11 protein-coding genes are annotated in these 19,344 nt (G+C 67.8%); 2 read left to right on the top strand and 9 right to left on the bottom strand.

Annotation, left to right across the window (positions count from 1 at the left end):
• The first annotated feature begins 418 nt into the window (after positions 1–418).
• Positions 419–6,553, top strand: coding sequence for a MobF family relaxase (gene mobF / locus ACFV2O_RS23365; RefSeq protein WP_379253623.1), 6,135 nt, complete (start codon positions 419–421; stop codon positions 6,551–6,553).
• A gap of 999 nt (positions 6,554–7,552) precedes the next feature.
• Here mobF and ACFV2O_RS23360 read toward each other — a convergent pair.
• From ACFV2O_RS23360 to ACFV2O_RS23320, 9 genes are all read right to left on the bottom strand, one after another.
• Positions 7,553–7,756, bottom strand: a complete 204-nt coding sequence (locus ACFV2O_RS23360) for a cold-shock protein (protein WP_069160283.1) — start codon at positions 7,754–7,756, stop codon at positions 7,553–7,555.
• Positions 7,757–8,391: 635 nt separating this feature from the next.
• A complete protein-coding gene (locus ACFV2O_RS23355) occupies positions 8,392–9,057 on the bottom strand; it encodes a cysteine hydrolase family protein (protein WP_379253622.1) in 666 nt (221 codons plus the stop codon).
• 219 nt (positions 9,058–9,276) lie between these two features.
• Positions 9,277–10,152, bottom strand: coding sequence for a DUF4913 domain-containing protein (locus ACFV2O_RS23350; RefSeq protein ID WP_379253621.1), 876 nt, complete (start codon positions 10,150–10,152; stop codon positions 9,277–9,279).
• The gene (locus ACFV2O_RS23345) at positions 10,149–12,005 is read right to left on the bottom strand and encodes a type IV secretory system conjugative DNA transfer family protein (protein WP_379253620.1); all 1,857 of its coding nucleotides are present in this window, start codon (positions 12,003–12,005) and stop codon (positions 10,149–10,151) included. The genes ACFV2O_RS23350 and ACFV2O_RS23345 overlap by 4 nt, the downstream gene beginning before the upstream one ends.
• Positions 12,006–12,075: 70 nt before the next feature.
• Complete coding sequence (locus ACFV2O_RS23340) at positions 12,076–12,813, bottom strand: hypothetical protein (RefSeq protein WP_379253619.1); 738 nt, start codon at positions 12,811–12,813, stop codon at positions 12,076–12,078.
• Positions 12,814–13,139: 326 nt separating this feature from the next.
• Complete coding sequence (locus ACFV2O_RS23335; RefSeq protein ID WP_379253618.1) at positions 13,140–14,111, bottom strand: hypothetical protein; 972 nt, start codon at positions 14,109–14,111, stop codon at positions 13,140–13,142.
• A complete protein-coding gene (locus ACFV2O_RS23330) occupies positions 14,108–14,332 on the bottom strand; it encodes a hypothetical protein (protein WP_379253617.1) in 225 nt (74 codons plus the stop codon). The genes ACFV2O_RS23335 and ACFV2O_RS23330 overlap by 4 nt, the downstream gene beginning before the upstream one ends.
• 155 nt (positions 14,333–14,487) lie before the next feature.
• Positions 14,488–16,308 carry a hypothetical protein gene (locus tag ACFV2O_RS23325; RefSeq protein WP_379253616.1) on the bottom strand — a complete coding sequence of 607 codons (1,821 nt, stop codon included), beginning with the start codon at positions 16,306–16,308 and terminating at the stop codon, positions 14,488–14,490.
• 160 nt (positions 16,309–16,468) lie between these two features.
• Complete coding sequence (locus ACFV2O_RS23320; protein WP_379253615.1) at positions 16,469–17,677, bottom strand: hypothetical protein; 1,209 nt, start codon at positions 17,675–17,677, stop codon at positions 16,469–16,471.
• Positions 17,678–18,349: 672 nt separating this feature from the next.
• Between ACFV2O_RS23320 and ACFV2O_RS23315 the strand changes: the two genes are divergently transcribed.
• On the top strand, positions 18,350–19,315 hold the full coding sequence (locus ACFV2O_RS23315; RefSeq protein ID WP_379253614.1) for a hypothetical protein: 966 nt from the start codon (positions 18,350–18,352) through the stop codon (positions 19,313–19,315).
• Positions 19,316–19,344 lie beyond the last annotated feature (29 nt).

Below are 19,344 nucleotides of genomic sequence, written 5' to 3'. Positions count from 1 at the left end.
TACCCCACCCTGGGGTCCCCTTTGTTACCGCCCCGGGCCCCCCCCCCCGGGCCCCACCCGTGGGGCGGGGGCCCCCCGGGGCGGGGCCGACAGGTCGCGCTGCGAGCGGAAGACAGGGCGAGCACGACCGCTTCGCGCTTGCACCCGCCCACGTCACTTGCCGACCAATGCACCTGAGAAACGTGCATCCAACGAACGCGCTACTTCATCTCCGCTTCGCCTGACTATCTTCTGACCCCGCTTTTCTCTTCCATCCCCTGACAGCCTTCTCCTCCTTCTTTTCTCCTTTTCGCCCGTCATACCTCTTGCATCCCGGATAACTTTTTCATAACGGGGATGTATTGCTGGAATGCGTTAATGCCGTTTGCATCACCGAAACGGCTGGCCGACAGAGCATAGTGGGTTCTGTCATGGAGGGGTGACCGTCACCCTCGCCAAGATCAGCGCTGGCGACGGCTACCAGTACTACCTGCGGCATGTCGCGGCGCATGATGCGGCCGAGCGGGGGCGTTCGAGCTTGGCGGACTATTACTCCGCGCGCGGTGAATCGCCGGGGCGATGGTTCGGTGCGGGGCTGGCCTCGTTGGCGATCCATTACCGGGGCATGCCGGTTGAAGGTTCGGCGGTGCATGCCGGGGATGTTGTAACCGAGCCGCAGCTCAAGGCACTGCTGGGGTTGGGGCGGCACCCGCAGGCCGATGCCATCGAAGCGGCGGTGATCGCTGAAGAGATTCGCCGGGGCGCGAAACGTAAGGACGCGAAGCGGGCGGCATCGCAGGCGTCGAGGTTGGGCGCGCCGTTCCGCATCTACAACGGCGCCAGCGAGTACCGCAAACGGTGCGCGGTCGCGTTCAACGACTACAACACCGCGCGCGGACTACATCGTTACGCGACTATCCCGGACGAGCAGCGGGCGGCGATCCGCAGCGGCGTGGCGCGGGAGATGTTCATCGAGCGCTTCGCCCGCCCACCCTTGGATGACCAGGAGTTGTCGGGGTGGGTGACACGGAACTCGCGTCAGCACACCACGGCGGTGGCGGGTTTCGACTGGACGTTCTCGCCGGTGAAGTCGGTGTCGACGCTGTGGGCGGTCGCGCCCCGTAATGTGGCGAAACTGATCGAGCAGGCCCACCATCTCGCCGTAGCTGATGCGATGCGCTACCTCGAGCAGAACGCCACCTACACCCGGGTCGGCCGCAACGGGGTCCGCCAAGTGGAGGTCGAGGGGCTGATCGCCGCGGTGTTCGATCACCGCGAATCCCGCGCCGGTGACCCTGATCTGCACACCCATGTGGTGTGCCCCAACAAGGTGCGAGCCGCCGATGGACAGTGGCGGGCACTGGATGGCGCGATGTTCTACCGTGCGGCGGTCACCGCGTCGGAGATCTACAACACCCGCCTGGAGATGTATCTGGAGCGGCTGCTGGGGTTGTGGTTCGCCGAGCGGGCGGGTCTGGATCCGGGGAAGCGGCCGATCCGGGAGATCGTGGGTGTGGACCCGGCATTGAACGAGCACTGGTCACAGCGTGATGCGGCGATCACCGCGCGGCTGGGTGAGCTGACCGTCGCACACCAGGCCACCTACGGGCGCGAACCGCTGCCGGTGGAGATGTATCAGCTGGTGCAACGCGCCATCCTCGACACCCGCGGCCCCAAACCAGCGGCACGGTCGCTGGCCGAGCAACGCGCGGCGTGGCGGCGCCAAGCCCTCGCCGTGCTCGGCGGGCAGGCGGCGTTGGCGGCGATGATCGCGGCCGCGTTGCATCCCGGCGCGCCAGTGCGGCCGGTGATCGACGCCGCCTGGATCACCCAGTGCGCGGACCGGGTGATCGCGACGGTGTCAGCGCAGCGGTCTGTGTGGCGGCGCGCGCACGTGCGCGCCGAAGTCGAGCGGGTGATACGCGGCCTGGTGGGGTTCGCGCAGTGGGCGAGTGTCGGTGCCGCGGTCGAGGAACAGGCGCTTGCGCCGACGCGGTCGGTCCCGCGCGGCGACCCGGACGTGGCCGCCCATCCCGAACTCGCGGCGGTGCCGGGGTTGTTCCGCCGCGCAGACGGCCACTCGGTCTACAACACCGCCGACGCCCAGCTCTACACCGCACCGAAGGTCCTCGCCGGCGAAGCGGATCTGATCGAAATGGCCCAAACCCGCGATGGCCGCGCGGTTCCCCCGGCGATGGTGGATGCGGCGATCGCGGCGTTCAGCGCGGATCCCGCCAATCGGCAGCGGCGGTTGAACGAGGGCCAGTTGGCGACGGTCCGTGCGTTCGCGACCTCCGGTGCCGGGGTGCAGATGGCCAACGCGCCCGCAGGGTCGGGCAAGACCACGGCGATGCGGGTGCTGACCGACGCCTGGCTGGCCAGCGGGGGCACCGTGCTGGGGCTGGCGCCGACCGCGCGGGCGGCCGCCGTCCTCGCCGGAGATATTCGGGTGCGGGTGGAGACGGTCGACAAACTGCTGCACGTCCTGGCGCGTCACACCCCGACTCGTGAGCGGTTTCTGTTCGAACCCGACCGGCTGCCACCGCCGCTGCCGCAATGGGTTCTGGACATCGATGACCGCACGCTGGTCATCGTCGATGAACACGTGCAGATCGCCAACGCCGCCCGGCTGCGGTTGTTGATGTTCCTGCGCTCACGCAAAGCGACGATCCGGTTGGTCGGTGACACCGAACAGCTGCCCGCGATCGACGCCGGGGGCGCGGTGCAGGACATGATCCACGCCGCCGGCCCCAGCACCCAAACCCTCACCCACATCGTGCGTTTCGCCGACGACGCCGAAGGCGAAGCCAGCCTGCTGCTGCGCGAAGGTGACCCAGCCGGCTTGGCCTACTACCTCGACCACGGCCGCATCCATGTCGGCAGCCCCGCCGCCGTCGCCGACGCCGCGTTCACCGGCTGGCTGGCCGACCACACCGCCGGACGCGACAGCGTCATGCTCGCCGCCAACCACGCGGTAGTCACCGACCTCAACCGGCTCGCCCGCACCCACCGCCTCGCCAGCGAAGCAGCGGGCGCGCAGGTGGAATTGGCCGACACCTTGCACGCGTCGGTGGGTGACACGATCCGCACCGGACTCAACAACCCCCGCATCACCGTGGGCGACGACGACTATGTCCGCAACGGCTACCGGTGGATCGTCACCCACGTGCACGCGGACGGCTCGCTGAGCGCGGTGCAATTGCTCGAACACCGGCAGCTCGGCGAGACGGTGTGGTTACCGGGCGACTACGTCACCGCTCACGTGCGGCTGGGGTACGCCGCCACGATCGGCTCCGCCCAGGGCATCACCGCCGACACCTGCCACACCGCGCTGACCGGCCACGAGACCCGCCCGCAACTGTATGTCGCGGTCACCCGAGGCCGCGCGGGCAACCACCTGTATCTCACCACCACCGTCGACGGCGACGAACCCTCGTTCTGGACCGAGGAAGCGGTCTTGCCCCGCACCGGCCTCGAGATCCTCACCCGCATCCTCGGTCGCGCCGACACCGACAAATCCGCCCACACCGAACTGCGCGACGCGCTCGACCCGCGGCGGCGGCTCGGGCGCGCCACCGACATCTACCTCGACGCCCTGGCCGTCGCCATCGACCACGTCCTCGGCCTGTCGGTGTTGGCGCGCATCGACCACGAGACCGACAGGCTGTGGCCGGGCTTGGCCCGCAGCCCCGGCTACGGGGTGTTGCGTCAGCATCTGGGTCGGCTGCTGCTGGCCGGCCGCGACGCCATCGCCGAACTCGCCGCCGCGATCAAAGCCCGCGAACTCGGCTCCGCCGACGATGTCGCCGCGGTGCTGGATTGGCGGCTGGACACCTCCGGCGCCCACTCCGCGCCACCGGGCCCGCTGCCGTGGATCCCTGGCATCCCGGAGCGGCTGCGCAGCGACCCGGATGTCGGGGGGTTCCTAGCCGCCCGAGCACGCGTCATCACCGAACTCGCCGCGAAAATCCGCACGGCGGCTGGCGGTTTCACCCCGGCCAGCGCACCACTGTGGGCGCGTCCGCTCGTCGGCGCCGACCCTGGATTGCTGGGTGATCTCGCGGTGTGGCGGGCCGCGGCGCATGTCGATGACCTCGACCGCCGCCCCGCCGGACCGTCCCGGTTCGTCGCCGCCGAACGACACCACCACGAGCTGCTCACCGCCCGCGCGGCCGAGGCGATCGGCGATGTCAACCTCGCCACCAACAAGTGGTCCTCCGTCGCCAAACGCATCGCCGTCGGCGTCACCGACGACCCGTTCTGGCCCATCCTCGCCGAACGGCTCGACACCGCCGACCGCGCCGGCATCGACGTCCCCGCACTGCTGGACGCCGCCGCCGCGGCACGCCCGTTGCCCCACGAGATGCCCGCCGCCGTGCTGTGGTCCCGCATCACCCTCGGCCCCAGCGCCCTGGACACCCCCCACCCCGACACACCCCTGACGCCGGCGTGGACACCAGAACTGCGGGCGGTGCTCGGCGACACCGCCGCCGACCGGATCCTGGCCGACCCTGCCTGGCCGAAAGTCGTCGCCGCCATCGACCGCGCCACCGAATCCGGCTGGAGCGCTCACGAACTACTCGAAGTCGCCAGCGAACTACTCGTCGGCGGCCGCACCGACCACCACGACCGGCTACGCCCCGGCCAGTTCGCCACCGCCCTGGCCTGGCGCATCGACGCCATCACCCGTGCTGCCCCCACCTACCCCGACCCACCCCCCGACACCGACGCCCCCGACCTCGACGAATACCCCGCTACAGAACCCGACATCCCCCCGGTCCCCGACCACATCGCCGAAACCCTGTCCGCGCCTACGGAGCCCACCATGGACGACCTCGCACCCCGGCCAGCGACCGATCCCGCCGCCGCGCATGCGCCGGACAGCTCTCCCCCGGCCACCGCGCCGAGCGAGCGTGTGCCGCTGGCCGCGCAGATCCGCGCGGTCGCCAAGCTGTTCAAAGCCGGACAGGTCACTTCCGCGGCTGAAGCCATCGCCCGGATCACTGAGGATGCCAGCCCGCTGGAACGCGACACCCTGCAACGGGTGGAGGAAACTCTGCGCCGCTACGCCTTCCCCGTCGCCCGCGCCCGCCTGGAACACGCCGCCACACAATTCCCCGACCGCGCCGACCTCATACGCGCCTGCATTCCCGACACCGACCCAGGGATCTTTCGCCGCGATAACAGCACCCGCCACCCCCAGTACCGCCGAAACACCCGCCGCTGGATCGACCCCACCCGCAAAATCCCCGCCTCCCAGCAGCAAGGCGAACCGGACGCCGTCTACGACCACACCACCCGCTACCTCGACTACATCATCCAACCCGACGCCGATGACCGGACCCGCGACGACGAACACCTTCCGCGCGAATCAGGCCGGACCGTGAGATCGGTTCGGATCGTGGACAGCGACGACCGCCCTGTCCGCCGGCCCACGCTGCACCGGAGCGATGACCATGACCGATTCGACGACGACACCGACCCGAGCCGCACCCGTCACCGCAACGAAAACGGCCGGGATGAGCACCTGAAAGCATTGCTGGAATCACAGCGGGATCTACCGTGCGTCGGCTGCGGATTCGAACGCCCCCTCATCGACCGGCCAGCCTTCGATCCCGTCACCGGAGACACCGAACGCGATGACGGGCTGTGCAGTGATTGCCGTGATCAGGGCGTGCGCGGCATTCCTGCCCACGAGCCCGACCGCTACATCGAGGCCAGGTGCGCGCACGTCGCCGCAACCCGACCCGCGCCGGACGCGTTGGCGTTCCTGCACCGCGACTGGCGCCGCGTCCCTCTCGCTCACCGCCACCGCATCCGCACCTGGGTGCTCGACCACGGACTCGACACCGAAGCCGCACACGCCCGTGCCGAAGCCACCGCCCCTGTACGTGACCTGTCGGATGCGGAATTGAGCGACCGCATCGAGCAGACCCGCCGCCACATTGCGCTGACCGCCAGCATGAATGCCGCCGAAACCCTTCCCGCCGCCGCACCGAGCACCGACCCCGGCACTGCCCGGACCCAGGCAGTCGCGGCCGCCGACGCGATCACCCACGCGCGTTCGGCCGCAGCCGCCGTCGAGGATCTGAGCAAGCAAGTACACAGCACCAGCCGCCAGATCGCCGCCGCACGCACGCAACGCGTCTCCACCAGCGATCCCGTGCGCCTCGAGACCGTACTCGACGCGCTGCGACGCACCAAACAGCAGCTGATCCAAGCAGTCGCCGCCGCTCGACGCACAGCAGACGACGCCCACCGCGACGCAGAACTCCTCGCCGGCCCGCCCGAGCACTGGGACGACATCCTCGCCCGCCCCGAAAAGTTCTCACCACCGGCTACCACCCCGGTCGAAGAGACCACTACTTCTCCCGACCACCGACACTGGCAACAGCAACTCGACCGGCTGCGCGCCGAACAACGCCGCCGCGCATCCCTCTCCGACACCGAACGTGACCGCGAACAGGCCCACCGCCGCTCGACCGAACGCGCGCCGCGACCGACAGACATCACCGCCCCCGAGCGCACGGGCGAACCGCAGCATCCCGCACCGGTTGACGGTGTGGAATTGTGAGATGAGCGGTGGTCAATGGCCGGAGCCGCGCGAGCACCCGCAGCGTCCCCTCGCGACCGCACCGTACGTCGATTCCCGACGACCCACATCGACCGCAGGTGCCACCCCGCGCCAGCCCGCCATGTACGGCGCACCCCTGGCGCATCGTGGCGCACCGTACATACGAAACCCAGACCTATTGGCAGGCGGGTGCGATCGACCAGCTCGGCAGCGCGGATGGGCCTCCGGTGAATGACGTAGGCCAGAGCGTCGTCCGCAGTAGCGGCGATCGCCAGCGCGAACACCAGCACGCCCAGGGTGAGCGCCCGGCTGTCCAGCCGCGCTACAAGAACTGGCGACGTGAGCGCACCCAGCGCCGCACCGATCGCGAAGGGAAGGATCAGGATCCCGGTCTGCAACGCGGAGATTCAAAGTCGGATGTGTGCGCGCCAGCGACCCGCAAGGCGGCCAAGCCATGGTCACCGCCGTTGTCACACGTTGGCGCGGCAACACCCTCAACATGTGGGGACCGCCCACCGACCCCCAATAGGCCACCAACGACCGCTACCTCCACGCTGAACAACTCCGCGGCACCACCATCTACGTCTCCACCGGCACCGGCACACCAGGAGCACTGGACACACCCGGCGGTCCGGGCATCGACGGCAACGGCGGCAAGCTGGTCAGCCAGAGCGCCAGTGGCGATGTCCTCGAAGCCATACCAACCAGTGCACGCACGACCTGCGAAAAAGATTGCAGGAGTTGGATATCCCGGCGACATTCGACTTCCGCGGCGTCGGCACCCACTCCCGGGGGTTACTGGCAGCAGGACCTGCACAACTCCTGGCTCTGTTCGCTGCCGCCCTCGGGGGCCACGAACGCGCGCTCCGCGCGATAGGCCCGCCCGCGCGCGTTAGAGCAGATCCGTCCCCGCTTCCGGTGTCGACCACCGGTAGCCGAGCGGCTGAAACGAGAAAGGCTCCGCACCGTTACGGTGCGGAGCCTGCAAGTCACGCTGGGTCAGATAGCGCGGACGTCCTGAGCCTGCGGACCCTTCTGGCCCTGCCCGATCTCGAACTCCACACGCTGACCCTCATCGAGGCTCTTGAATCCCGAGCCACCAATGGCCGAGTAATGCACGAAGACGTCAGGACCGCCTCCGTCTTGAGCGATAAAGCCGAAGCCTTTTTCGCCGTTGAACCACTTCACGCTGCCTTGAGCCATGCTGTACTAATTCTTTTCTGTAGGTGAGCCGCGCAGATCACTTCGATGAGCCCGATCTCGTGTCCCACTATGCCACACCTGGAAGACTCGCACGTCCACGGCTCGAGACTGTAGGCAGCGTCACTGATCGCGCGTCGTCTCTGAGGTGCCCGCTGCCCACCTTCCCATGAGGCGCGGTGCGGGCTCGGACATCGCCTTGAATCCGCTATCCAGTACTCGAAATCCTCACGCTCGGGTACGCCCGGGTCTACTCGTGTTGCTGCGCCATGCCGAAACGGCGTCGCGGCGCTACGGCATCGACGTGCGTACGATCCTGCTGGCTGGGACGGCGCCGCACGGGATGTGCACGAGGCGATTGGCCGATGACCGAGCGGCCAGCGCTGCTGTGTCTTCCGCACAATTTCACGGCATACTGAAATACGTTTCAACAGGTGCTGAAACGGCATCGGCTGGCAATAATGCGCGGTCCGCGCTTGCCGAATCTGCACATAATTTCCGCTCGGAGCCGAATCCCTTGTCGGCCCAGCAGCTCGACATCCTGCCGAACTCGACTCGGACTCGAACACCCCACCGCGCATCGCTGACCGTGCCCCTGGATGCGCGGTGGCTCATGGATACCGAATGCGCGTTGGCGGCTACCGGGGCATGGGCATGTTCGGGTCAGACCAGTAGGCGGGATCGCGGCCGTAGTTCGGTGTCCGGTACGCCAGATCCCATGCCGCGCCGGGAACGATGAGTTCGCGCCAGGGAGCGACTTCGACGTAGAGCACCCGCATCGCATTGAGCGCCGCGAAATGCAGGGCGGGTCCATCGGTGCTGACCGCGTCCTCGGCGACGGCAACCTCGAAATTGCGTTCCAGACCTGCCCGAACGGTCGCCTCGACACACACATTGGTCTGCAGTCCGGCGACGATCAGCCGACGGACGCCCATACTGCGTAGGATCGGGTCGAGTTCGGTGTATGCGAAGAAGCTGTGCCGGGTTTTGTCGATTACCAGCTCATTCGGCTGCGGTGCCACGGCATCGATGATCTGTGATCGCCAGAGCCGATCCTCGGCCGTCAGGCGCGGCAACAGTGGGGCGCGCAAGCGTCGATGCCGGGCGGAGCGAGGATTCAGCGCCAACGACCCCGCCGGGCTGGGAAGTTGACGGGAATACACCACCGGGACGCTCATCGAGCGGGCAGATTCGGCCAGTTCACGACACTCGGTCATCACTTGGTCCAACCGCCAGATCGGCGGCCAGCCCAGCGCATCGCGGACGTCTTGGACGAGATAGCTGTTCTGCAGGTCGATCAGCAACAACGCAGTGTCGGACAATGGCTCCCCCAACTGACGAACCCAAGTGATTCTCGGACAAGTCAGCGTAGGACCTGCCCGCATTACTGCGCGGCGGTTCGCCTGAGCCCTTGCCGGTTTTCCATCTCCACGCCGCCGAAATCCGCTTGCTGGTTTTCGGTCTCGGCGATCGTGTGTTGAGGCTGGTCGCGCTGGGTCGTGAGTGCGCTGTGCCAGTCCTGGTCATGGAATGCGGAAGCCCCCGAGGAATCGGAAATCTGGTCCGAACACCGCATCCTCGACCGCGATGAGAGCTCCGGGCGGGTTGAACCAGTCGTGCGGCACGTCGGCGAACGGCAGGCCGGGGCTGTCGGTGTGATGCTCGGGTGTGCAGCGGTGCAGTGGCCCGTTGGCGGCGTCGAGGATGACCCGCATGTGAGGGTCGATGTGGCCGACGAACAGGCTGCTCATCTGGCTGCGGTCCTCGCTGCGGCGCGCGGCTTCGAAGATCGCGTGCAGGGCAGCGAATCGGACGGCGACCGTGCGGTGTCGCCACCACTGCCGACACCAGGTGTACATGCCTTCGCGGCCTTGCCCGATCAGTCGCACGGAGATCACCGGCAGCAACCATTGCTCGGTGAACTCCACGAAGGTGGGAAACCGCAGCGGCGGCGGCTGGTCTTCTGCCCCGTCGCCGGTCGGTGGTGGCGGGGGCGCGACGGCGGGACCGAACCATTCCGGGGGGACGGGGTCGAACGGCAGCGAGGGCACCGCGACGTGTTTGGTGCGGCTGCAGCGGTGCAGGGGGCCGTTGGCGGCGTCGAAGATGATCTGGAAGTGGCGGTCGACATGCCCGAGCAGGTAGGAGCTGACTGCTGCGGCGTCTTCGCGGGCGCGGAAGGTTTCGAACGCGGTGTGCAGGTGTGCGATGCGCACGGCGACCGCGCGGTGAGCCCACCATTTGGTGCACCAGGTGTAGGTGCCTTCGCGGTTGGCTTCGGCCAGCCGCACGCTCTGTAACGGCAGCAGCCAGGATTCGGCGAAGGTCACGAAATCCGCAAACCGTTGCGGTGGCGGTGGTGAGGGCGTGGCGGTGGCGTTGCGTTTCTTGCCGGTCACAGCTCGACCTCGTCGTCGTCTTCGTTGTCGGAGTCCGGGTCGAGAAGCACTGTGTTTTTGAGTGTTTCGTCGAACTGGGCGAGGGAGGCGGTGATCAGGGCGGCGTGTTCGCTGGCCTGCCACCAGGGTTTGCGCACCAGGATCGGGCGGTGGCCGGGTAGCCGTACCAAGGCACGTTGTTTGGGTAGCGCCGCCAGCGCGGCGACGTTGAGGATGGGTTCGGCGCGCCAGGTCAGGGTGCGGTTGGAGCCGCCGGGTCCGACGCTGTGGGAGCGGTCGGCGACGTCGTGTTCGTCGGTGACGGTGGAGAGTTGCTGGAGGAATTCGGTGTCGCTGATGCCGCCGCCGTAGACCTCGATCGCTTGGGCTCGCATGGTTTTCAACCCGTTTTCGCCCCACAGGTCTTTGCCTTGTTCGAGGACCTGCAGGAACGTCATGAGGATGACGCCGTGCCCGCCGGCGTAGGTGTAGTAGCTGGGTAGCAGTGAGATGGGGCAGCAGTTGGCGGCTTCGTCGAGCACCGCCAGCAGCGGCACCGCCAGCCGTCCGTCGGGGCGGGCCCGCGCGGCGGTGAACGCCGATTCGAGTACTTGCCCGACCAGTGCGGCGGTCAACGGTGCCGCGGAGTCGGGGCCTTCGATGCTCAACGCGTAGAGGGTGTCGTTGCTGGTGACGAACTCCCGCGGATCGAACTCGGGCAGATCGTGGCGCGGGCTGTGGAGGTCGATGCCGAGTTCGATGTCGATGTCGTGTTCGCTGCGTTCGTGGGCGGTGATCGTGCGCCGGATCGGTGGGCACACCATCTGTGCGTAGACCTCATCGGACAGGACGTTGAGGAATCTGCGGGCCATGTCGAACAGGCCGTCACGCTGGCGGGAGTACAGCGCTTGATATTCCAGGATCCGTTGCGCGGGTCGCAGTTTGCGCCTCTTTTTCAGGATCAGCGCGGGGGTCGTGTCCTGGTCGTGGCCGAGCCATTCGGCGACATGCAGCAAGTCGCCGCCGGCGCAGGCGGCGGCCAGAAGATAGCACGCCAGCAGGTCTTGCGCGCCGCCATCGAAATAGCTGTCGACGCGGGCGTCTTTCTCTTTGGATGCCGAGACGAAGAACGAGGCGAGTTTGCGGGCGGCCGCCAGCGTGGTCACCTGCCGAAGCAGGTTCACCCAGAACCCGACCTGCACGGTGCCGGTGACCCCTTGGGGATCCAGCAGCCATTCTTGCCCGTGGGCGCGGCGTCCGAGGACGGTGTGGCGGTAGAGGTCTGGGCGGTTGGAGGTCGCCAGCACCGGACCCCACGCCGACATCATGGCGGGGATGGCCCAGGCCATGGTTTTGCCGGTGCGAGCACCGGCCTCGATGAACACACACATTTCGGCCGGGACGTGCAGAGAGAGGTTCCCGGCGACGGTGAACCCCAGCGGCGGGCCAGGGCGTGCCCGCACGTGTTCTGGGGCGTCTTTCAGCAGCCGCCGCGCGGCGTCGCTGTTCGCGCGCAGCGTGCCGATGCTCAACTGTCCGGGGCGCTGCATCGTGCGTGCGGCGGAATCGATCTCCAAGCGGTCGTTGTTGTGTCGCCGCCTCAGCCACAGCGTTGCTGCGGACGCAGCCACGCCGGCGAACGCTGCGGCGATCACGCCCGACTGCCACGGCCAGGCGCGGTCGCCGACCGCTACCTCGAGCAGCGCGGCTGTCGGGTTCCATTGGATCGGCAAGCCCGCGGCAGCGCTGCCCAGACTCAACGCTGCCCACAGCAGCACAGCGACCGCGACGACTCCCACCAGTACAAGCAGTGCGCTGAGTTCCTCGCTGATGCCCGCGGTGCTGCGGCGGCGGGATTCCCGGGTCGGGCTCATCGTCTGCTCCTCCCCCACCCGCGGCGGCCCGGCGCAGCCCGGAACGCTGTGGGGTGCGATGTTGTGTGGTTCATAGCTCTGCCGCCTGGCTGCCGACGCCCCTGTCCGCGCCGCGATCCGCGGGCGAGGCGTCGTTGGTCCAGGTCGTTGCGGCGCCTGTGTCGGGCATCGCGTCGGTGATGGCGGAGCCGATCGCGCCTGGTTCGCTGCCTGAGCCGTGCCCGGCCGCGCGAACGGCGGCGATGGTCGTCGACCGGGAGGGTTGCTCACCGCTGGCGTTGGCAGAGTGCACCTTTCGCAGGTCGCGAGCTACTGTTCGATTCCACTCCTCGGCGACGAAGCGCGGCACCCGCTCGACCAGTGCACGCAGTGCAGCTGCGTCCATCTCGGCCGCGGCAACTGCCGCGTTGAGCTTTTCGAAGCGGCCCAACGTGCGGTCGGAGGGTTGCTGGTGCCAGTACACTCCGGTGCGGCCGAGGTCGACAGCGCGTGCGATCTTCTCGCCGGGCACACCGTCGGCGGTCGCGTCGCGAGTGGCCGCGCGCAGCGCGGTCTGTAGTGCCGCTGAGCGTGGGGTGGACGCCAGCCAAGCATGCTGCGTTGGGGCTTGTTCGGCAGGCCGTTGTTCTCGGCTTGCTTCGGCGGCCAGATTTTGCAGTCCCCGTAGATGTTTCGTGTGCAGGTCGTCGCGTGCGGCGTCGGCGGAGAAGTCGTAGTCGATCGGTGCTTCCTGCAGATCGGGTGGTACGAGCCCGTACTGTGCGAAACGGTCAGGGCTGGTCGAGGGACGTGTCGATGGGTCGGTCATTTGTCGGCCGCCTCGCATGTCGACAGCGGTGCCGTGGCTGCATGGGTGCTCGTCTCGGCAGCTGGCGGCACAGCCGAGGAATATCGTTGCGGCAAGGTGAGATCGTCTGCCGTGTCGCAGCCGCTTCCGGCTGCCGAACTCCGATCGACAGGGGAAGAATGCGGGCGCTCCGCGCTCGCTGTTCGTCTCGACGGCACGGCCCGGACGTTGGCGAGGTCGCCGTCGTGCTGGGGCAAATGGGCCAGTGGTCGGTCCGGTGGTTCACTGCACATGGATATTCCTCGAGTCGTTCAATGATCGGCGGGGTGATCGGGTTGGTCGGCGGTTCATAGGTCGACTCCGCTATCGCGCTGTGGTTCTGCTGCCGAGGCAGCTGAGCTGTTGAGGTGTGGTGCGGCATACCAGGCGTGGTTGCCTGCCGCGGGCATGATGTCGGTGATCGCGGACCGGATCGGCGCGACGGCGCCCCGCGCCGGGCGTGTGCGCGGGGGCTCGTCGTAGAGACGCTCACGCAGCAACATGCGTAACCCGTCCTGCGCGCTCAAGATCAGTGCATCCGGTCTCGGCGGCTCTTCCCAGTCGACCGCGGAGGCCGGTTTGGCGGCGCTGTTCAATGTGCGGCGCAACTCGGTCAGCGAGTTGTGTGCTTTCTCGGCGATGTGCGGATCGGCGTAGCGCAGCCATGCCTGCTCGATGCTGGGGAGGGGAGCGTTGGCGTAGCGGCCGACAAGCTGACGCCACTCGGCGTCGTTGATGGCCCATGCATGGCCGGGCTCGTGCCCTCTCAGTCGCATTACATCCGCGGTGCGGACTGCGCAGGCCCAGACGGCCTGCATATTGGCGCGGAACTGGCGTGCGGCGGTGGGGGTGGGCTCCCATTCGATGCCTTCGACGGTGAGGCGGTGCGTGCGCACGGCGGCGATCGCGGCCATCTCGGTCAACTGGCGGGTGTGCTGGGTAAGGCGGCTGGCCGGGCTGCGACCTCTGGGCCGAACCGGCTGAGCGAACCGTTGTTCGTCGCTCCACTCGTGTCCGGCTTGCCCCAGCTCTTGGGCGCGTTTGACCCATTGGCCGGGTACGCCGAGGGTGTCGGCACTGGCTTCGGCGCGCTTGCATTTTTCGGTGCATTTCTCGATTTGCGTGAGCAGTTTGGTAGCTGTCGCGATGTCCGGGTCAGCGGCGAGCAGGCGTTTGCGCAGCCGTGCGGTGCGTGCGGCCGACTGCTGGATCGTGCGCAGCACTGCTGCCTGCTCTGCAGGCAGGTCCCCGGCGCGCACCGCGGAGGGTGGGCGACTCATCGCCTGCTCCGCACGTGCTCGCCACCCACGATCGCGCCGCCGCGATCCCAACCGCACAGGTATCCGGCCCGCACCTGCGCGTCGGGAGGAGGGGCCTGGCGGGGCCACGACGAGACGGGCCGCGGCGGCACCAAGGTGGCGGACGGGTCTTTCCGGACGCGGTGGCCGCGAAGATGGTCCAGGCGCTGACCATCGACGTCTCGCGGCTGCCGCATACTCATCTGGGGTGCCTCCTTCAAGATGCGTGAACGGCGATGTCGGGCTGGTCGGGGTCATGACGGATTCCGGGCGTGCTTGTATGCGGGCGCTGTCGACGGATCGGTGCCCCGGGCGGGGTGTAGTCGGTCTGACCACGCGTGGCGCGCGGTGTCGCCGGTCAGAGTTGGGGTGCGGCGCCCCTTTCGGCTGCGGCCGGTGGGTTGGCCTGAGGGTCTGGTGGCTGCGAGGTGGTGGTGCGCGGGATCGCGGGCGGGAGAACGGCGTCGATGGCCGTCTGAGTGCCGTGTGCCGGTTGCTGCGGTGGTGCTGTCTCGAGGAACAGTGCGCGTGCGAGCGGGTCGGTGGTCTGCAGCATCGGCACGTCGATATCGACCGACCAGGTCAGATCGGCGAGGTGTTCGTGCCAGGCGTGGCGGCGCGCGAGAAGCGGAGCGCTCAGTTCCTCGGCGCAGGTGGCGAGTTCATCGAGCGTGGCACGCAGTTCCTGCCGCTGCCGAGGGGCGATCCCGGCGTGCGACAGCGCGTGGTCGAGGGTGTCCACTGCGACGGTGAAGCTGATGCGACCGCGGGTGTCGTCGTCATAGACCTCCCGCCCGGCGGCGAGGTCGTAGATGTGGTCTCGTACGGACGAGCCGACGATGTCGCTGATCGCGCCCGCGACTTCCCCGGCGGGATCCATCTCCAGCACCACGATCCCCGCTGTGTCGAGGGCCTCGTCGATCACCGACCGGGCCCGCTGGGCGAGAACGGTCACCGCGCGGGAACCCTCGGACAAATCTCGGGCCTGCTTGTGGCGCTCGCTGACAAACAGCAATCCCGACATTTCCACCGGCCCGAGGCCGAACCGGTCGAGGACCTCCCGTACGCGGAGTCGTTCTATCCCGAGCAGTCCTTCGCCGCGATCGATCTGCTCGACGATCGCGCGACGGGTCGTGCGGAGTTCTAGCAGAAGGTCATGGACCTGGTTGAGGACGCGGCCGGTGAATGCCTCGGGGTCGACCGCGAGCCGCTCGGCGGCCTGGTGAACATCCCGTGTGGCGACAACGTAGTCCCACACCAGTTCTTCCAGTTCCGCGCGGTGAGCTTGACGCGGCCACGGCAGCTGCGGCATCCGGCTGCCCTCGCTCACCGCCACGCGCAGCTGGCGGGCGAACCCTCGCTCCGGCTCCGGCATCGACAGCACCGCCGCCTCGAACCAGGGGCCGGGCACATACTCCCCTGGGCCGAAGAATACAACGCGGCGGGGATCGCGGGCTTCTTCCATCTCCCGCCGCAGCATGCCGATCAATTCCGCGCGGGCATCCACCATCACCGGCGCCTCGGTCAGCAAATCCAACGTCGCGGTGGCGCCGGAAAGGTAGGCGAGCACGAACACCACCCGCTGCCGATCGAGCGTGCCGACACCTGCCGCGGCGAGCTCGGCATCCAGCCAGCCGCGGACCGTGCCGCTGCGAGGATCCGACACCGCGCGCACCGCGTGTGCCTGCGCGTGGGCGTCCAGCCCGGCGGCGGTGATCAGCGCGGCCGCTGCCTGCCGCGCCAACCGCGATTGCTGTTGCCGCGCCGCGGTTTCCAGACGCTGCTGATTGCCGAGGGCGTCGAAGCCCGGGTCGATGGAGACCGTTGCTGCTGCGGGGTCGATCACCAGCCCGTAAATGCGGCGATAGTGCTGCACCAGCCGTGTCAGCTGCTGGCGGGCCAGCGCGGATTCCTCCCTCCACACCACGGCATCGGTCAAGGCTGCGGCGAGATCCTCCGGCGGCCCGGCAAGGTCGGTCGCGGCCAGGCGCTGCTCGGCGTCTGCGCGCTCGAGGCTGCGTTGTGCGTCGCTGTCCTCGGACTCGCGCGGCCTGGTGAGCGCGGCCGTCGCGCGGTGCAGCGCAACGACACCAAGCAGATACCCCAGTCGCTGGTGCGGCCCCTGTGCCGGCGGGCCGACCAGTGTCGGGTGCCAACGGTGGTCGACGGTGCGCTTCATCGCGGCTCCTGGTGTTCTACCCGCGCGGCGACCACGCCCGGTCCGCCCCCGGGCGTGCGCGGGATCGGCAGCACGCCGGCGGCGGCGATGCTGGGGCGGCTGCGTAATCGGTGTCGGTGTGTCGCTGTCGGTTGGGCTGTGCTGATCGTGATGTCGTGGGTCATGGCGCTACCTCGCTGCTGGCGACGTTCTCGGGTGCGCCGGCCCGGTGGTCGGGGGCAGTTTCGAGATCGGCGTCGGCTGCCGGTTCTGCGGCGGCGTGCGCTGCTGCGACTGCTTCCCCGATCTGGTCCCCGGTGCCAGTGCCTGTGTCGGGCTCGGTCTGGGCGATGAGCAGGTTCGTCACATAGGTGGCCGCATAGATCGTCGCTGGATCCGCGTCGGCGCCTTGGGCCTTTTCGAGCAGCCTCGCCAGTGCCTCGACCGGGTCTGCGCCGAGATCGCCGAGGTTGCCGAGGGCAGTGTCGAACTCGCTGGGGTCCAGACCAGTGTCCTCGCGGAACCGTTCGCGGAAGGCGGCGGTCGTGGCGGGTTCGGCTGTGCTCACTGCGGCAGCGAACCGGCCCGCGTCGGCCATCGCCTTGCCGGACCGCTGCTGGTTGTCGGTCAGCTGTTGGGTGAGTCCGGCGGTGCGGTCGCGGAGCTTCATTTGCTGCTGGATGGAGGCCTTCTCCAGGTCGTGTAGTTCGCCTGCCCGCGTCTCACGGTTGTCGTAGGCGGCGAGCCTTTTGGCGTGCAACTGGCCCTCCCGTACCTCCGCATTGTTTTCTCGCTGGATACGTCTGCCCTGGTCTTCTCGCTTGATCCGCGCCTCGGTGTCAGCGGTGTTCTCCCGCGCTTTGGAGGCGTCGATCTGGGCTTTTGTCGCTCTCTCGCGGCGAGCGTTCTCCGCAACACTGTCGCTGCGCCTCAGGCGAAACTCGGCGACTCGGAGTCGACCGTTCAGAACAGTCAGTTGGTTCCGCAGATGGGTGCTGCCGACGTTGGCGGCGGTTTGGCGTTCTTCGCGCGCGTTTCGTTGGACGCTGTCGTGGTTTCGGCGGGCGACATCCTCATCCGCGATTTCGATCGCGCGTCGCCGCTGCTGCATCCCGATCTGGTGACGCTCCTCATTGCGGATGTCCTCCGCGGTAATGCTGCTCAGCCGCGCCGCCTGTAGTTCAGCACCTTGCTGTATCCGTGTCGCACTTTCCAATCTCGAGCGGTCCTCGGCATTCAATCCCCGCACGAGGTCGGTGATCGTCCGTGCGAGGTTGACTCCGTTGATGATTCCGAAGCCGAATGATCGGCTTACCTCATCGACCGGTTCACTCAACGCGACCGCCGGAGTTCGCCCTGATGCGATGAGCGCCAGGATGGCTGTGTCCATCCGTCGTGTTCGGCGAGTGATCTGCGATCACCACAGCGTCTCCTTAGGGAATCGATGCGCGGCTATCGGGAACACACTCGCAGGGGACTGAACTGGCGAATGTGTTCCCGATGCGAACCTCGCAAGCAGTAGTGGAATTGCGTGTGGGCTCGCTTCTATGACACACGGATCGGCGCCTGCGCCACCAGCGGCTCACGCGATGCGCTTTGCATTAATGCTCTGTCGCATCAGCAGAATTCGTCCCGACCAGATTCCGCGCGGCGTGCGGCGCATAGGGGCAGGAAATCGGTGATGACCTGCGGTCGAGCAAGGCTTACCGATCCACCGGGATCCGCCGCGGTCCCGCTCGTGCTCGGCATCGCCGCGCCAGCGAGATGTGGCGCCGGTACCAGGCAAGGGCGCTTCGCTGTGACAGGATGTCGGATGCGGTGAAGCGGGCGATCGCGTCCACGTTCGCGGACGCAGCTGCACGTTTCACCATGCGGCCCTTGAGGGCTGGACGTCGTGTGTGCCCGGCTGAGTCGTGGCCCGGGTGGAGGAAGGGGCGGGATGAAACTCGCGTGGTGTTGCGCGCCAGTAATACTGGCGCTGCTCGTGTCAGCATGTTCACAACAGGTCGCGGGAGTACCTGGTGCCGAACCAGCGAAGGCTTCCCCGACGTTCGGAGTGAGTGTGCCGGCGGGGGATCGGCAGAAGCTCGATCTCGCCGAGCAGATCCGGTCGGTGGATCCGTGCGGTTTCTTCGATCAGGAGAAGATATCCGCCGGTTACGGGCAGATCTCTACACTAGGCCCGGATGCGAGGATCAGTACCTGCGAGGTCGGGTTGTTGCAGTTCAACCGCAAGCAGGTCTTATCGCACGTGACCATCGACATGGCCAGCTACCCGCCGACAAACGACGAGGTCAACAAACAGATCGCGGGTGAAACGGTCACCGTCGACGGTGTCCGCAACTCTCACGGCAACTGCGCCTACAAGGTGCCGATGCGGTTCTCGGCGGTCCGCGCTGCGCGCGGCGCGGCCGTGCCCGACATCGTCGAAGTGCCGACCGTTGCATACGCGACAGTCAGCTCGGCAGGGTTCACCCCGGACACGTTGGGCTGCCAACTGGTCGAGGAAACCGTCACCAACATCGTCACCGCGTTCCGGGACAACAAGATCCCGGGCCGCGAAAACACCCGGATCGATGTGCCGTTGACCCGTCGCAGCCCCTGCGAATTGATGCAGCATCTGCCCGCGGGCCTCCTCGTGGCCAAGCTCGACGCGGAGGCCGAACCGTATGAGTGCCGCTTCCAGCTGCGCAAGCCCGGTGGCAGCCAGTACCTCACCGACATGGTCAGCGTCGGGTTCAGAATGAACTCCGCCGACACCGCGATGAAGCCGTCCTCCACATTCGTGGCCGCCCAAGTCGGCGGCAAACCGGTGCTGATCGACCGCAACACCGCGGTCGGCGAGCCGCATTGCTCGGTGTGGTTCGCCGCGGGCGCGGTGGTCGACACCTACCGCCCGGGCGCTCCGGCCACAGCATCGACGAAGAATGCCGCGCGCTGGCAGTCTATGGTGTCGCTGCAGGCACCCTGCCGCATCACCGATGCGCTGACGCCCGCGGCGATGAGCTTGTTCGGGGCCAACGGATGAGAAAACCAACGCTCGCCCTGGCGACTGTT

The organism is Nocardia sp. NPDC059691 (genome assembly GCF_042733915.1).
Taxonomy (GTDB): domain Bacteria; phylum Actinomycetota; class Actinomycetes; order Mycobacteriales; family Mycobacteriaceae; genus Nocardia; species Nocardia sichangensis.
This window is presented reverse-complemented; position numbering and strand designations above follow the sequence as displayed.